The following is a 14,692-nucleotide window of genomic DNA, read 5'->3' on the forward strand; positions in this document are numbered from 1 at the left end:
CCGTGAACGCCGCCGCCATGCTGGGCCGCCTGAAGTTCGATCCGATGGGCGCCATCCGGCGCGGCGGCGAGCGTTTCCGGAACCTCCACGTCGTCAAGCGCTGGCGCTACCGCGAGCGCGAGCCGCGCAAGCCGCTCCCCGTGCCGCTTCTGGCCGCCTTCGGCGGCCTCGCGGTGGCCCTGGCCGGGGTCGGCGGCTGGCTGGCGATGCAGGGGGAGGAGACGGTGCAGGCCCGCGAGGCCGCGCTGCCGCAGGTCACCGTCGCCGTCAAGGGCGCCGCCCCGCCGCAGCCGGCCAAGCCCCCGACGCCGGCACCGGCACCGGCACCGGCTCCAGCCGCCGCCCCCACGCCCCCGCCGCCGCCCTCCCCGGTGGCCGCGGCGCCGCAGGAGGCGTTCGTCACCCTCACCCCCGCCCCGGCCGCGGGCCTGGTCGAGGAGACCAAGACCGGCCCGCTGCCGCGCGTCGCCGAGGACGGCCGCCGGCCCTGGCAGGTCTACGCCCGTCCCTTCCCGGCGACCGACAAGCGCCCGCGCATCGCCATCGTCATGTCCGACATGGGGCTGTCCGGCGTCACCACCGGCGCCGCGCTGCAAAAGCTGCCGGTCGGCGTGACGCTGGCCTTCCTGCCCTACGCCGAGCGGCTCGATTCCTGGGTCGAGCAGGCGCGCACCAAGGGGCACGAGGTGATGCTGTCGGTGCCGATGGAGCCCCTCGGCTTCCCGCGCGACGACCCCGGCCCGAACGCGCTGCTGACCACCCTGCCGTCCGACCGCAACATCGAGCGGCTGCACTGGTCGATGAGCAAGGTCATGGGCTACACCGGCATCACCACCACCACCGGCAGCAAGTTCGTCGGCAACGCCGACGCGCTGAAGCCGGTGATGGACGACCTGAAGGCGCGCGGCCTGCTGTTCCTCGACCCGCACCTGACGCCGAAGAGCCAGGGCGCGGCGGCGGCCGAGAAGGCGGGCGTGCCGCGCGCCGCCGCCGACCGGATCATCGACCGCGACCTCGCGCGCAACGCCATCGACGACCAGCTGCGCGAGCTGGAGGCGGTCGCGAAGCAGCAGGGCTCCGCCGTCGGCATCGGCTTCCCCTACCCCAGCACGGTCGAGCGCCTGTCGATCTGGGCCACCGGGCTGCAAGACCGCGGCATCGTGCTGGCGCCGCTGTCGGCGCTGGTCACCCAAACGAAAGGTCCGAACGGATGAGCCGCAAGCCGGACCGCGAGTCCCTGCCCTACCGCCCCTGCGTCGGCATCATGCTGCTGAACGGCCGCGGCCAGGTCTTCGTCGCCCGCCGCCGCGACACCACCGACGCTTGGCAGATGCCGCAGGGCGGCATCGACGAGGGCGAGACGGTGCACGAGGCGGCGCTGCGCGAGCTGGAGGAGGAGATCGGCACCGGAGCGGCCGAGATCCTGGCCGAGACGGTGGAGAAGCTGCGCTACGACCTGCCCGACCATCTGCTGGGCAAGGTGTGGAAGGGCCGCTGGCGCGGGCAGGAGCAGGTGTGGGTGGCGGCGCGCTTCACCGGCACGGACGCCGACATCGACCTCGCCACCGAACACCCGGAGTTCGACGCCTGGACGTGGGTGGACGCCGCCGACCTCACCGCCCTGATCGTGCCGTTCAAGAAGCCGGTCTACGAGTCGGTTCTGGCGGAGTTCAAGCCGATCATCGACCGGCTGCGGGCGTAACGAACCGGAACGCAAAAGGGCGGGCCGCCCCCTCCGGGACGGCCCGCCTTTTCGTTTTCTACGGATCAGTGGTGGTTCTCGGCCATCTTGTCGGGCTTCTGGTGCGGCCGGAAGACCGCGGGGTTCTCCGGCCCCTCGACGTCGAGTATGCCGACCAGACCGCGGGCGGCGCGGGACAGCGAGTGATCGACCAGCATGTACTTGCCCGGGACCTCGAGCTTGAACTCCACCGCGGTGGCGCCGCCGGCCGGCACCATGGTGGTCTGCACGTTCCGCTTCGGCGCCGACACCATGTCGCCCTCGGCGTACAGCTTGTCGAAGATCTCGCCGATCACGTGGAAGCTCGACGTCTTGTTGGGGCCGCCGACGCCGAAGTAGATGCGCACCGTCTCGCCCACCTTGGCCTTCAGTGCGTTGTCGCCCTGCAGCGCGTTGGCGGCGCCGTTGAAGACGAAGTATTCGGGCTGCTCGTTCATCAGCTTGTCGTAGCTCTCCGTCAGCTCGCCCGACGCGCCGTAGGCCTGCTCGGTGTAGATCTCGCCCTGCATCACGTAGAACTCGCGGTCCACCTTGGGCAGGCCGCCTTCCGGCTCGACCAGGATCAGGCCGTACATGCCGTTGGAGATGTGCTGGGCGGCCATCGGCACCGCGCAGTGGTAGACGTACAGGCCCGGGTTCAGCGCCTGGAAGGTGAAGCCCTTGGTCTGCCCCGGCTCGGCCACCGTCGCCACGCCGCCGCCGCCCGGCCCGGTGACCGCGTGGAAGTCGATGTTGTGGTTCATGGCGCTGCTGTCGTGGTTGTGCAGCTTGACGTCCACCGTGTCGCCGACGCGCACGCGGACGAACGGGCCGGGGACCCTCGGGGTGGTCTCGTCGGTGCTCTTGAAGGTCCAGTAGCGGTAGGTGGCGCCGTCCGCCAGCTTGCCATCCAGCTCCACCGTCTCCAGGTTCAGGGTGATCTTCTGCGGCGCGCGCTTGGCGAGGGGCGCCGGCAGGTCGGCGGCGGAGCGGACGATGTCGGCCGCGCCGGCACCCTCCGCGCGGGCCGGCTGTGCCAGCATGGCGCCACCGGCGATCAGGGCAACGGCGGCGGCGGTCGAGAGGAGCTTGGCGAAGGAGGTCATGGCCGTGTCTCTTTGAAGTCTGTTCGGTGTGTTCCGATGCCCCAGAGATAAGCCCGCCCCCGCCGGGCGAAGTTGTCGGCGGACAACTTCGCCCCTGGCCACCGGCTCCGACGGCGCGCGAAGTTGTCGGCGCGCAACTTCGGCGGGCCATGGGCCGGCGCCGTTCGTCACCCATCTTGTACGCAGGGGCCGCGCCGCCGGCCGACGACCAGGAGCCGCACGTGCCTTTGACTCCCGACCGCTCGATCCTGAAGAACCAGCAACTCTTCGCCGACCTCACCGACGAGGAGCTCGACGACGCGTTGCGGCACGCGCGCACCCGCCGGCTTCCCAAGGACATGCGCGTGTTCTCCCAGGGCGACCCGGCGGCGACCTGCCACGTGCTGATCGACGGGCGGATCAAGCTGACGCAGTCCACCCCCGACGGCGGGCAGGTGGTGCTGCGCTTCATCGGCCCCGGCGACATGTACGGCACCGTCGCCGCGCTGATCGGCATCCCGATGCCGGCCGACGCCACCGCGGTGGTGGACAGCGTGGAGGTCTACTGGTCGCTGGAGGCGATGCACGCGCTGATGCAGCGCTACCCGCGCGTGGCGCTCAATTCCAACGCCATCACCGGCGGGCGGCTGATCGACCTGCAGACGCGCGTCCGCGAGCTGGCGTCGGAACGGGTCGAGCGGCGCATCGCGCACGCCCTGCTGCGCCTGGTGCGGCAAGCCGGGCGGCGGGTGGACGAGGGCGTGGAGATCGACTTCCCGATCACCCGGCAGGACCTCGCCTCGATGACCGGCAGCACGCTGCACACGGTGAGCCGCACGCTGTCCGCCTGGGAGGAGCGCGGGATCATCGAGGGCAGCCGCCGGCACATCGTCGTCAAGGCGCCGCACCGCCTCGTCGCCATCGCCGAGGACCTGCCCGAAGCGGACGCGCCGTAAAAGCGGACGGCGCGCCGCTGCGTGTCTGATGGCTTTTCCTACGCCGCCACGAGCCACGACGACGAGACGTGGAAGTCGGGGATCTCGCGCAGGGTCAGGCTGCTGCCATCGGAGAAGCTGATCAGCGCCTGGCCGAGGCTGTCGCTGCCGATGGTGTAGGTGAGGTCCGAGGCCACCGCGATCCGGTCACCCGCATAGCCCCGGAAATCGGCGATCTCGTCGTGGCCGGCGCCGCTGCCGATCACAAAGAGGTCCTCCCCGCCACCACCGACCAGCAGATCGTCGCCGCCGCCGCCGATCAGCACGTCGTTCCCGCCGCCGCCGGACAGCAGTTCGCCCTGCGCGGTGCCGTACACCGTCTCGTCCACGACGATCTCCGGCGTGGCGTACACATCCACCGACGACGCCCCATAGTGCCCGGCGGAATCCCAGACCCTGAATTGGATCTGGCTCGCCGCCTCGTACAGCACGGTGAACCGGGCTTCGGCAAGCCGCGCGTTGATCTCGGCCTCGGTATCGGACATCGCATACCAGGCGGGCCCATAGCCCTGCCCCTGGACAGGCACGCCATGGATGGCGACGTTCGCGGCGTCGATCTCGAGCGTCAGCAGGCCGTCCTCCGGGTCGTCCACGGAGATCCCCGACAGAGCGGCGACCTCACCGACGGCCAGCGTGAACGGCGCCGGGGGCGTCGCGACGACCGGCGCCTCGTTCGTGCCGGTCAGGCTTAGGGAGGCCGAGCTGTAGTGGCCGCCGGAGTCCCAGGCGGAGATCGAGATGTACCCGGTCCCTTCATGGGACGGGGTGATCGTCGCGCCGGCCAGTTGGGCGTTGATCTCTTGCTCGGTGCCGACGAGCCGATAGAAGCCGGCCTCGGGCCCGTACCCGTCGGGGATCGGCAAGCCGGCGATGGTGCCGTTGCCGGTGCTCAGCTCGACGGTCAGGAGGCCGTCCTCCGGATCGTCGATCGTGATCGCCGGCAGCGCCACCGCCTTGCCGACGGGCGCCGACAGAGGCTGGTCGGGAAGCCCGCCGATGACGGGCGCCCAATCCGCCGCCGTGAAGGCGAACTGCGCGCTGGCGCCGCGGTAACCTTGATCTCTGACCTGGACCCAGATGTTGCCCTGGCCCTCGTAGGCCGCCGTGAAGGTGGCGTTGGCGAGCCGCGCGTTGATCTCCTGCTCGGTGCCGGTGACCTCGTAGATGCCCAACCATGCCGGAATCCCGTCGGCGAGCGGCAGCCCGTCGATGGTTCCGTCGCTGGACTGCAGCTGCACGAAGAGAACGCCGTCCTCCGGATCATCGACCGTGATGGCCGGCAGCGGTGCCGCGACGCCCACATGGACCGACAACGGCGCCTCGGGAAGCCCGCCGATGACCGGCGTCTCGTTCACGACCGTGAAATCGATCTGCGCGCTGCTGAGGTGGGAACCCTGGTCCCAGGCTTGAACCGAGATGTAGCCCGCCCCCTCCTGGTACGCCGTGAAGGTGGCGTCGGCGAGCAGCGCGTTGATCTCCTGTTCGGTGCCGGTGACCTCGTAGACGCCGGTCGTGGGGCCCGCCCAGTCAGGATAGGGCAGGCCCTCGATGGTACCGTTGGAGGCGTACAGCTGGACCGTCACGATGCCGTCCTCCGGATCATCGATCGTGATGGCCGGCAGCGCCGTCGCAACGCCCGAGCGCAGCGACAGCGCCCCCTCGGGAAGCCCGCTGACGACGGGCGCATGGTTGGTGCCCATGATCGGGATGTCGAAGTTGTTGGTATAGGCCGCGCCGTCCGTGGCAGCGATCCCCAGGATGCCCTGCCCTTCGTACCCGGCGGTGTAGGTGGCGGCGGCCAGCAGGGCGTTGATCTCGTCGGCGGTGCCGGTCAGCAGGTAGTACGGCGTGTCCGGAGGGACGTTCGGGTCCTGCGGCAGCCCGGTGATGAAGCCGTTGATGACGGACACGCGGACGGACAGGATATTGCCATCCGGGTCGTCCACCGTGATGGCCGGCAGCGCCGTCGCCCTGCCGACCGGCATCTCCAACATCCCCTCGGGCACGCCACTGATCGTCGGCGCCCCATTGACGACGTTGACCTCGATCGTCCCTTGGGTGGGGAGGTTGGTGCCGTCGACGGTCTGGACGAAGATCGAGTCGGGCCCCTCCCGCGTCGCCCTGTAGGTGGCGGCGGCAAGCGCGGCGTTGATCTCCGCCTCGGTGCCGGTCAGCTCGTAGTAGAGGTCGTTCGGCCCGGCGTCGGGAGCGCGCGGCAGGCCCTCGATGATGCCGCTGCTGGTGGCCAAGCGGATGGTCAGGATGCTGTCCTCGGGTTCGTCCACGGTGATGCCCGGCAGCGCCATCACCGAGCCGTACGTCACCGTCAACGGCCCCTCGGGCCAGCCGCCGATGGTCGGCGGATCGTCGGTGACCATCATCGCGAAGGACGCCGCACTGCTGTGGCCGGTCGAATCCTCGGCCCAGACGTCGATGTTGAACCATCCCTCAGCCGTCGGCATGTAGGTGGCGGCGGCGAGCTGCGCGTTGACGTCCGCCGCGGTGCCGGTCAGCACGTAGACGGACAGGCCGTCCTGCGAGGCTGGATCGCGCGGCAGGCCGTTGATGGAGTTGGTGTGGGTGCTGAGGCGAACGGTCAGGATGCCGTTTTCCGGATCGTCCACGGTGATGTCCGGAAGCGCGGTCTCCCGGCCGATCTGCACCGTCACCGCGCCGCCTTCCGGCAAGCCCCCGATGACCGGCGCATAGTCGGTGCCCTGCGTGGGGGTGTACGCGTAGGCGAAGCCTCCCCCTGCATCCTGGACGGAGAGGTCGAAGCTCCCGCCCCATTCGTTGTCCGGGGTGTAGGTGAGATCGGCAAGGTCCGCGTTGATCTCCGCCTCGGTGCCGGTCAGCGTGTAGACCGTGGCGCCGTCCTCCACCACCGGATCGGCCGACAGGCCGCCCAGGGTGCCGTTGGAGACGGTCAGGCGCACCGTCAGCGATCCGTCCTCCGGATCGTCCACCGTGATGCCCGGCACCGGCGTTGCCTGGCCCACGCTGGCATACAGGACGTCCGTCGGCATGCCGCTGATGACCGGCGCCTCGTTGACCGCGTCGAGGTTGATCGAGGCGTAGCTGGTCCAGCCGTGGTCGTCCTGGGCGGAGATGTCGATGGAACTCCAGCCCACTCCGTCCGCCGTGTAGGTGGCGGCGGCGAGCTGAGCGTTGATCTCGGCCTCCGTGCCGGTCAGCAGATACGACCGTTGCCATGGATAGTCCGCAGCGGTGGCCGGCAGGCCCTGGATGGTTCCGCCGTTGGTGGTCAGGCGCACGGTGAGCTGCCCGTCCTCCGGATCATCCACAGTGAACGCCGGCAGGGCCGCCGGCACGCCCGTCCGCACCGACTGGGTCTCGGTCGGCACCCCGTCGAAGACCGGCCCCTGGTTGAACGCGTACGTGGCGTAGTTCACGCTGGTCATGGCGCCCGCCTGATCGATGACGTCCATATCGACCGTGCCCCACGTCTCGCCGTCGGCGGTGTAGGTGAGGTTGGCGAGCACGGCGTTGATCTCCTGCTCGGTGCCGGTCATCGTGTAGAGCGTGTAGCCGTCCGGCTGCACCTCCGGCGTGAGCGACAGCCCGCCCAGGCTGCCGCCGGTGGAGCCCAGGCGCAGCGTCAGCAGCCCGTCCTCCGGGTCGTCCACCGTGATGTCCGGCAGCGCGACGGCGATCCCCGGCCGCACCGTCACGTACCCCGCGGGCACCCCGCTGAGCACCGGCGCTTCGTTGGTGACGGTCACCGCCATGCTCTCGTAGGAGCTGGCCAGGCCATCGGAAACGGACACGCTGATCTCCCCCGCCCCGCCGGTGGTCGCGGTGAAGGTGGCGGCGGCGAGCTGCGCGTTGATCTCGCCCTCCGTGCCGGTCAGCGTGTAGTGGCCGCTCACGCCGGGCCAGGTGGGGTCGGCCGGCAGGCCGTTGATGACGCCGTTGCTGGCCGACACGTACGCGGTGAGGATGCCGTCCTCCGGATCGTCCACCGTGATGCCGGGAAGCGCGACCGTCTGGCCGGCCGAGACCGTCAACCCCTCGGCCGGCACCCCGCCGATGGTCGGCGCGGCGTTCACGGCGGGCTCGTCGCCGGCTCCGGACTGGTCGCCATCGCTGCCGAAGCCCTGCCGCCGCGGGTTGTGGCCATGCCACCCCTTGGCCCCGGTCACCGGATCCGTCGGGTGCGTGACGGCCGTCACATCGCCGCCGCCGCCCGACGTCCTAGGATCCGAACCGTCGAAGGCGGTGTGCTCGCGCTTCAGCGATGACGCAGCCGGCACGCCGCCAGCCTTATGCGCAACTATGGATGATCTCCACTTTTGGGTTTCCAGAGCATTTTCGGGCATGTCCGAGCCGTCTGACCGCCGAATTCGGAAATTCTTAAAATAATATTCAACCCTCTATAGGCGGCGGGCGAACAATGACGCGATACCGGAAAAATCCCTTAGGCCACGAAGCGGAGGTCCTCCCGCAGCCCGTGCCCCAGGGCGAATGGGCCGGTGGCCGGATCGAGCGGATCGCGGTGGACGCGGTGACGGACAAGGCTTTCGTGAAGGCCCTGCGCTGCTGGCAGCAGGCGCCGGACGGCGGCACGCCGGAGGGTGCGATCCGGCTGCTGACGCCGCTGTGCGACTCTGCGACGCAGCTGCGCCTGACGCCGGTCGAGCGCGGCGCCACCCCGGAACACGACCGTGAGCCGTCCGCCCACCGGGTGCAGGGAATCGTCGACGGGCGGCTGCTCGCCTACGAGCGGTTGACGCTGCCGTTCTTCGACGGCGACCGGCTGATGGCGTTCCTGACGCTGTCGCGGCTGAAGCTGGTGGTGGAGGACGTGACGACGCCCAGAATGCCGCCGCTGTCCCCGCGCGAGCGGCAGTGCCTGGGCCTGCTGGCGTCCGGCTATTCCGCCAAGCGCATCGCCACCGAACTGGGCCTGACCGCGAAGACGGTGGAGCAGCACATCCAGCACCTGAAACGCAAGCTCAGGGCGAGGAACATCGCCCAGGCGGTGGCGAAAGGCATGGTCGCCACTCTGCTGCCGACGCAGCCCTGACCGTGACGGACGGTCCGTTTTTCCCCTTGCGCGCGCACCGGGCCGGGAGGACACTTTCCGCATGAACGTCGCGATGAACACCGCCCTGTCGGGATTGGCCGCCGCGTCCCGCCACCTGGACGCGTCGGCGTCGAACACCGCCAACGCCCGCACCACCGGCCCGATGCCGGCGGACGGCGACCTGGGGGCGGTGCAGTCCACGCCCGCCTCGGGCAGCCCCTACGTGCCGTTGCAGGCGGTCAACACCGCGCTGCCGACCGGCGGCGTGCGCGCCAGCCTGGCGCCGATGTCGCCCGCGCTTTATGCCGAGTACCAGCCGGACTCGCCCGACGCCGACGCCGCCGGCATGGTGGCGGCGCCGAACGTCGATCCGGCGCAGGAGACGGCCCGGCAGATGGTCGCCAGCGCCGCCTACAAGTTCAACGCCGCCGTCGTGAAGACCTCGGACGAGATGCTGAAGAGCGTCTTCGACATGAAGGCCTGACGGGCCGCGGGGCCGCTCAGCGGCCGCGGTGAAAGGCGATCCCCATCTGGAAGCTGCGGGCGATGTTCTCGGCCTTGCCGATGAAGAACGCCGCCGCCTCGGGCGTGCAGACCTCGTGCGCGGTCTGGCGGAACAGCTCCAGCCAGCGGGCGAAGTGCTCCTCGCCGACGTCGAGCTTGATGTGCGCCGGCATCGGCCGGCCGCCGTAGCGCGCGGTCATCAGAGCCACCGACGACCAGAAGTCCACCAGCGTGCGCAGGTGCTCGTCCCAGTCCTCGACCTCCGCGGCGAAGACGGGGCCGAGCGTCGCGTCCTCGCGCACGCGGCCGTAGAAGCCGTGCACGAGGCGGGTGATCATCGCCTCGTCGATGCCGGTGCGCTCGACGATCTCCTGGACGCGCACGTCGCGCAATTCGCGGTGTTCGGGTTCGGTCATGGCGTCACGTCAAATGCTGCTTCGCGAGGTAGTCTTCCGACTGCATCTCCATCAACCGGCTGACCGTGCGTTCGAACTCGAAGGCGTGCTGCCCTTCCGGATAAAGCCGCTCGGGCGGGCCGTCGGCGGCGACGACCACGTTCACCTTGTGCTCGTACAGCGCGTCGATCAGCGTCATGAAACGCTTGGCCTCGTTGCGCCGGTCGTCCTTCAAGGTCGGCACGTCGTCGATCAGCACCGTGTGGAAGTGCGTGGCAATCGCCAGATAGTCGGCGGCGCCGAACGGCTTGCCGCAGAGCTCCCAGAAGTTCACCCAGGCCACGCCCTTGGCGGCGCACGCGATGTCCACCCGCCGGCCCTGCACCAGCAGGTGCGTCGGCGCCGCGTGGGCGCCGTCGGTGAGCGTGGCGAACAGCTGCTTGACCGTCTTGTCGGTCGCCGGCCCCAGCGGCCAGTAGTACACCGGCGTGCCCTTCAGCCGGTCGAGCCGGTAGTCGGTCGGCCCGTCCAGGGCCATCACGTCCAGCTTCTCCTTCAACAGCGCGATGAAGGGCAGGAACAGCTCGCGCTGCAGGCCGTCCTTGTACAGCAGGTCGGGCGCCCAGTTGCTGGTCGCCACCACCACCACGCCAGCGTCGAACAGCGCGGTGAACAGGCGGCCGAGGATCATCGCGTCGGCGATGTCCACCACGTGGAACTCGTCGAAGCACAGCAGCCACGCCTCGTCCGCCATCTGGCGCGCCAGCTCGGGCAGCGCGTCGTCGGGGCCGGTGGCCTTGCCGCGCGCCTGGCGGTGCTTGTGGATGCGCTCGTGCACCTCCAGCATGAAGGCGTGGAAGTGGACGCGCCGCTTGCGCTCGACCGGCGCCGTCTCGAAGAACAGGTCCATCAGCATGGACTTGCCGCGCCCCACCCCGCCGTACAGGTACAGGCCCTGCGGCGCCTCCACCGGCTCGGGCCGGCGGGCGAGGCCGAAGCGCTCGCGCCAGCCGACCTTGCCGGTCTGCGGCCGGTAGTTCCGCAACGCGCCGTACAGGCTCTGCAGCTTCTCGGCGGCCAGTTCCTGGTCGGGATCGGGGCGCAGCGTCCCGGTGCCGCGCCGGGCGCGATAGAGCGAAAGCGGTCCTTCGGGCATGGGACTCCGCAGTGCGGGCTTGGAAAAAACAGGCCCTTTACCTAGCCGATGCGGGCCGTGCGCGCAATCCGGGTCGCGGACGAGGGCGCGGGATGCCCCTATGCGGTTCCGCCAAACCCTCTGACGAAAGTAAGATTCTCTAATGAAATGTGTGCGAAAGAGGTGTAACATTCCGTCCACACCCCGTGGAGACGCCGCCCCATGCCCATGCACGACCGAGCCGCCGCCATGGCGGAGCCGCCGCGCGTCGGGCTGGCCGAGCGGATCAGCCGGCGGCTGGACGCCGCGCTGGGGTCGGTCCGCTTCCTGATGGTCGCCTCCGGCGCCGCCTTCATCGCGGTGGTCGGCGGGCTGATCGGCTACGGCATCTGGCAGCATTATCACGAGGCGCTGGACTCGGTGCGCAGCAACGCCCGCCATCTGGTGCGCACGCTGGAATCCGACGCGGTGCAGCGCATCTTCGGCGTCGACCAGCTGTTCGCCGACGTGCAGTACGTGCTGGGCATCCACCCGGAGGCCGGCACCCCGGCCTCGCGGGGCGTGCACGACTACCTGCGCGGCCGGCGCGACGCCTTCCCGCAGATCGCCGCCCTGGTGGTGGTCGGGGCCGACGGCCGCATCCGCCACCACTCCGACGAGCGCGAGCCGCCGCTGGTCGACCTGAGCGACCGCCCCTACTTCGCCGTGCACCGCGATCGCGCCGACATCGGCCTGTACGTCGGGCCACCGATGGCCAGCCGGGTCATCCCCGGCAAGCCGGTGATCCCGCTGAGCCGGCGGATGAGCGGCCCGGATGGCGGTTTCGCCGGCGTCCTGGTCATCCTGGTCGATCCGGCCTACCTGGACGGCAGCTTCGCCGAGCTGCGCAGCGGCCTGCGCGGCACCGCCACGCTGGCGCTCCAGGACGGCACGGTGCTGGCGCACCAGCCGGCGACCGAGACGCTGTTCGCCGCCGGCCTCGCCGGCTGGCCGGCGCTCGGCGAGGCGGTGCGGGCCCCCGGGGGGGAGTCCGAGGGAACCTTGGTCCTGACGGCGCCGGACGGCGGCGAGCGGCTGGTCAGCTTCCGCCGCGTGCACGACCACCCGCTCACCGTGATCGCCACGGTGCGGCTCGACGACGCGCTGGCCGACTGGCGGCGCGACAGCGCGGCGTGGGCCTTCATCGGCGTGTCGATGGCCGGGGCCATCGCGCTACTGACCTGGTTCGTGGTCGGCCAGCACCGCCGGCGCGAGCAGGATCAGGAGAAGCTGGCGCAGGCCTCGCGCCGCATCCGCGGCATCCTGGAGTCCATGGTGGACGCGGTGGTCACCATCGACTCCCGCGGCCGCATCGAGACCTTCAACCCCGCCGCCGAGCAGCTGTTCGGCTACCGCGAGGCCGAGGTGGTCGGGGAGAGCATCAACATCCTGATCCCCGAGGGCTTCCGCCGCGACCACGGCCGCTGGATGCGCGCGTACAAGCCCGGCGAGGCGTCGCGCATCATCGGCGCCGACCGCGAGGTGCTGGCGATGCGCCGCGGCGGCTCCACCTTCCCTATGAACCTGGCGGTGAGCGAACTGGTGCTGCACGACGACGCCGACCGCGAGCGCGGCCGGGTCTTCGTCGGCGTCATCCGCGACATCACGCTGCGCAAGCAGAAGGAGGCCGAGCTGCTCGCCGCCAAGAGCCAGGCGGAGATGGCGAACCGCGCCAAGTCCGAGTTCCTCGCCAACATGAGCCACGAGCTGCGCACGCCGCTGAACGCCATCATCGGCTTCTCGGAGATCCTCGACAGCGAGTTCTTCGGCCAGCTGAACGACCGGCAGAAGGCCTGCGCCAAGGACATCCACGACAGCGGCAAGCACCTGCTGGACATCGTCAACGCCGTGCTCGACATGTCGAAGATCGAGGCCGGCCGCTACGAGCTGGTGGAGGAGCCGCTCGACCCCTTCGAGGCGGTGGCGCAGTGCGTGATGATGGTGCGCGACCGCGCCGTCGGCGCCGGCGTCACGCTGACCAACCGGATGTCCGAGGCGTCACGGCTGCCGCTGGTCACCGTCGACCGCCGCGCCTTCAAGCAGGTGGTGCTGAACCTGCTGTCCAACGCCGTGAAGTTCACGCCGGAAAGCGGCAGCGTCACCCTGTCCGGCGGCATCGCCGAGGACGGCAGCCTGGCGATCGCCGTTGCCGACACCGGCATCGGCATCGCGCCGGAGTTCATGGCGCACCTGTTCGAGCCGTTCCGGCAGGCCGACAATTCCGCCAGCCGGCGCTACGAGGGCACCGGCCTCGGCCTGTCGATCTCCAAGAACTTCATGGAGCTGCACGGCGGCGACCTGACCTGCGAAAGCACCGTCGGCGCCGGCACCACCATGACGCTGCGCCTGCCCGCCGGCCGCATCATCACCTTCGCGCCGATCCCGGAAAGCCAAAGCCAGCCAAGTCAAACCCCTACGGATGCCGCGGCGTAGCCCCACCTCCTCCCGATATCCGAAGTATACGCAAGAGGTAATCCCCAAACGTCATTAGCACGAATGGCGATCTTAACACCTCGTTAACCGGCAGAATGGCCTAATTGGCACATCGGATACACGCCAATCAGGAGACTACAGAGATGGCCGCGCGCATGACTTCGAACGAGATTCACGCCGCTTCGCAGGTTCATCTGGCCATCCTGGATGAGTTCATCCAGGTCGTGCAAGGCAAGATGGACACGTCGATGGCTCCGTTCCTGCGCGACAGCCTGTCCGATCTGCTGAGCAACCTCGCCGACCAGCGCGAGACCTACACCGCGCTGACCGAGGACACGACGCTGGCGGCCTGATCATCGCCCCCTCCCGCAAAGAAAGAGGCCAGCCGCGGGGACGCGGCTGGCCTGAGTTTCAGGGAGGAACGCACTAGGAAAAGGCTGCCTTGGGAAAGGTGGCAACGACCCCGAAGATCAGTTCACGCCATCAGTTCACGGCGGCGGCCGAGCTTTCGCCCATGCCGTTGTTCATCGCCCAGATGGCGGCCTGCGTGCGGTTGGACGCGTTGATCTTGCGCAGCAGGCTCTTGAGGTGGACCTTCACGGTCGCCTCGGTGATCTTCAGGTGGTTGGCGATCATCTTGTTGGAATTGCCGTTCAGCAGACAGTGCAGGATCTGCACCTCGCGCTGCGACAGGCCCTTGCGGCGGGTCGGCACCTCGGCGCCCATGTCCTCGGCCCGGCCGGACACCAGCAGCGCCGCGAGGTGCGTCGGGAACACCTTCTCGCCCATCATCACCAGGCGCAGCGACTGCATCAGCGCCTCGCAGGCGATGTCCTTCATCAAGTAGCCATCCGCCCCGGCGCTCAGCGAGGCGGAGAGCAGACGCGTGTCCAGCGTGCCGGTCAGGATGACGATGCGCATCCCCGGGTGCTCGGCGCGCAGGGCCTTCACCGCCTCCAGCTCCTCGGCACCGCTGGTGGGGTCGATCAGGACCAGGTCCGGATGGACGGACGCGCCCGTCAGCGCCGCCGCCGCTTCCTGCACGCTGCCGGCCTCGCCGACGACCGTGAACAGTGAACTGTCGAACAACCGCTTCATGCCCTCGCGGAAGAGCTTGTTGGTGTCGGTGAGGAAAACGTTCACAGTATCCATAGTCGTCTGTCTGCCTTTGTTGGGTTTACAGCGGCTGCGCCGGGCGCTCCGCCGATCCGATGCCGACGTTTGGGGCCGGCCTCCTCGTCTGAGGCAGACAATAACCAGGAATCGCAGCAATAAAAATTCCCAATTGGTAACATCCCGGCCGGAAATAGCCCTACGACCAACGCATTGAAATGGTTAA

At 69.5% G+C, this 14,692-nt stretch carries 12 protein-coding genes; 7 read left to right on the forward strand and 5 right to left on the reverse strand.

Translation table 11 applies throughout. The features are described from left to right. Positions 1–2 precede the first annotated feature (2 nt). Positions 3–1,214, forward strand: a complete 1,212-nt coding sequence (locus ACRWK7_RS34800; RefSeq protein WP_431862381.1) for a divergent polysaccharide deacetylase family protein — start codon at positions 3–5, stop codon at positions 1,212–1,214. Beyond that, the gene (locus tag ACRWK7_RS34805) at positions 1,211–1,702 is read left to right on the forward strand and encodes an RNA pyrophosphohydrolase (protein WP_431862383.1); all 492 of its coding nucleotides are present in this window, start codon (positions 1,211–1,213) and stop codon (positions 1,700–1,702) included. The genes ACRWK7_RS34800 and ACRWK7_RS34805 overlap by 4 nt, the downstream gene beginning before the upstream one ends. A gap of 65 nt (positions 1,703–1,767) precedes the next feature. Here ACRWK7_RS34805 and nirK read toward each other — a convergent pair whose 3' ends face one another. Then, positions 1,768–2,826: a copper-containing nitrite reductase gene (nirK, locus tag ACRWK7_RS34810; RefSeq protein WP_431862385.1), complete on the reverse strand. Its 1,059-nt coding sequence runs from the start codon at positions 2,824–2,826 to the stop codon at positions 1,768–1,770. Between the two features lie 221 nt (positions 2,827–3,047). Between nirK and ACRWK7_RS34815 the strand changes: the two genes are divergently transcribed. Further along, the gene (locus ACRWK7_RS34815; protein ID WP_431862387.1) at positions 3,048–3,761 is read left to right on the forward strand and encodes a Crp/Fnr family transcriptional regulator; all 714 of its coding nucleotides are present in this window, start codon (positions 3,048–3,050) and stop codon (positions 3,759–3,761) included. 38 nt (positions 3,762–3,799) lie between these two features. Here ACRWK7_RS34815 and ACRWK7_RS34820 read toward each other — a convergent pair whose 3' ends face one another. Beyond that, positions 3,800–8,074, reverse strand: coding sequence for a hypothetical protein (locus tag ACRWK7_RS34820; RefSeq protein WP_431862389.1), 4,275 nt, complete (start codon positions 8,072–8,074; stop codon positions 3,800–3,802). A gap of 197 nt (positions 8,075–8,271) precedes the next feature. Here ACRWK7_RS34820 and ACRWK7_RS34825 point away from each other — a divergent pair, with 197 nt between their 5' ends. Next, positions 8,272–8,847: a response regulator transcription factor gene (locus tag ACRWK7_RS34825; protein WP_431862391.1), complete on the forward strand. Its 576-nt coding sequence runs from the start codon at positions 8,272–8,274 to the stop codon at positions 8,845–8,847. Between the two features lie 61 nt (positions 8,848–8,908). Further along, positions 8,909–9,331 carry a flagellar basal body rod protein FlgC gene (locus tag ACRWK7_RS34830; protein WP_431862393.1) on the forward strand — a complete coding sequence of 141 codons (423 nt, stop codon included), beginning with the start codon at positions 8,909–8,911 and terminating at the stop codon, positions 9,329–9,331. A 16-nt stretch (positions 9,332–9,347) separates the two neighbouring features. On the opposite strand, the gene ACRWK7_RS34835 is transcribed toward ACRWK7_RS34830, so the two are convergent. Both ACRWK7_RS34835 and zapE read right to left on the reverse strand, forming a co-directional pair. After that, on the reverse strand, positions 9,348–9,767 hold the full coding sequence (locus ACRWK7_RS34835) for a group III truncated hemoglobin (RefSeq protein ID WP_431862394.1): 420 nt from the start codon (positions 9,765–9,767) through the stop codon (positions 9,348–9,350). Positions 9,768–9,771: 4 nt separating this feature from the next. Then, complete coding sequence (zapE, locus tag ACRWK7_RS34840; RefSeq protein WP_431862395.1) at positions 9,772–10,902, reverse strand: cell division protein ZapE; 1,131 nt, start codon at positions 10,900–10,902, stop codon at positions 9,772–9,774. A gap of 201 nt (positions 10,903–11,103) precedes the next feature. Here zapE and ACRWK7_RS34845 point away from each other — a divergent pair, with 201 nt between their 5' ends. Next, a complete protein-coding gene (locus tag ACRWK7_RS34845; RefSeq protein WP_431862397.1) occupies positions 11,104–13,353 on the forward strand; it encodes an ATP-binding protein in 2,250 nt (749 codons plus the stop codon). Positions 13,354–13,508: 155 nt separating this feature from the next. Continuing rightward, on the forward strand, positions 13,509–13,706 hold the full coding sequence (locus ACRWK7_RS34850; protein ID WP_431862399.1) for a hypothetical protein: 198 nt from the start codon (positions 13,509–13,511) through the stop codon (positions 13,704–13,706). Between the two features lie 130 nt (positions 13,707–13,836). Here ACRWK7_RS34850 and ACRWK7_RS34855 read toward each other — a convergent pair whose 3' ends face one another. Continuing rightward, the gene (locus tag ACRWK7_RS34855; RefSeq protein WP_431862401.1) at positions 13,837–14,505 is read right to left on the reverse strand and encodes a LuxR C-terminal-related transcriptional regulator; all 669 of its coding nucleotides are present in this window, start codon (positions 14,503–14,505) and stop codon (positions 13,837–13,839) included. Between the last annotated feature and the right edge of the window lie 187 nt (positions 14,506–14,692).

This window comes from Azospirillum sp. (genome assembly GCF_050789165.1).

Excerpts from the sequence above, each read along its gene's own strand:
- ACRWK7_RS34805 (WP_431862383.1), top strand. The coding sequence starts at position 1,211 with ATGAGCCGCAAGCCGGACCGCGAGTCCCTGCCCTACCGCCCCTGCGTC.
- nirK (WP_431862385.1), bottom strand. The coding sequence starts at position 2,826 with ATGACCTCCTTCGCCAAGCTCCTCTCGACCGCCGCCGCCGTTGCCCTG.
- ACRWK7_RS34835 (WP_431862394.1), bottom strand. The coding sequence starts at position 9,767 with ATGACCGAACCCGAACACCGCGAATTGCGCGACGTGCGCGTCCAGGAG.
- ACRWK7_RS34850 (WP_431862399.1), top strand. The coding sequence starts at position 13,509 with ATGACTTCGAACGAGATTCACGCCGCTTCGCAGGTTCATCTGGCCATC.
- ACRWK7_RS34830 (WP_431862393.1), top strand. The coding sequence starts at position 8,909 with ATGAACGTCGCGATGAACACCGCCCTGTCGGGATTGGCCGCCGCGTCC.
- zapE (WP_431862395.1), bottom strand. The coding sequence starts at position 10,902 with ATGCCCGAAGGACCGCTTTCGCTCTATCGCGCCCGGCGCGGCACCGGG.
- ACRWK7_RS34855 (WP_431862401.1), bottom strand. The coding sequence starts at position 14,505 with ATGGATACTGTGAACGTTTTCCTCACCGACACCAACAAGCTCTTCCGC.
- ACRWK7_RS34845 (WP_431862397.1), top strand. The coding sequence starts at position 11,104 with ATGCCCATGCACGACCGAGCCGCCGCCATGGCGGAGCCGCCGCGCGTC.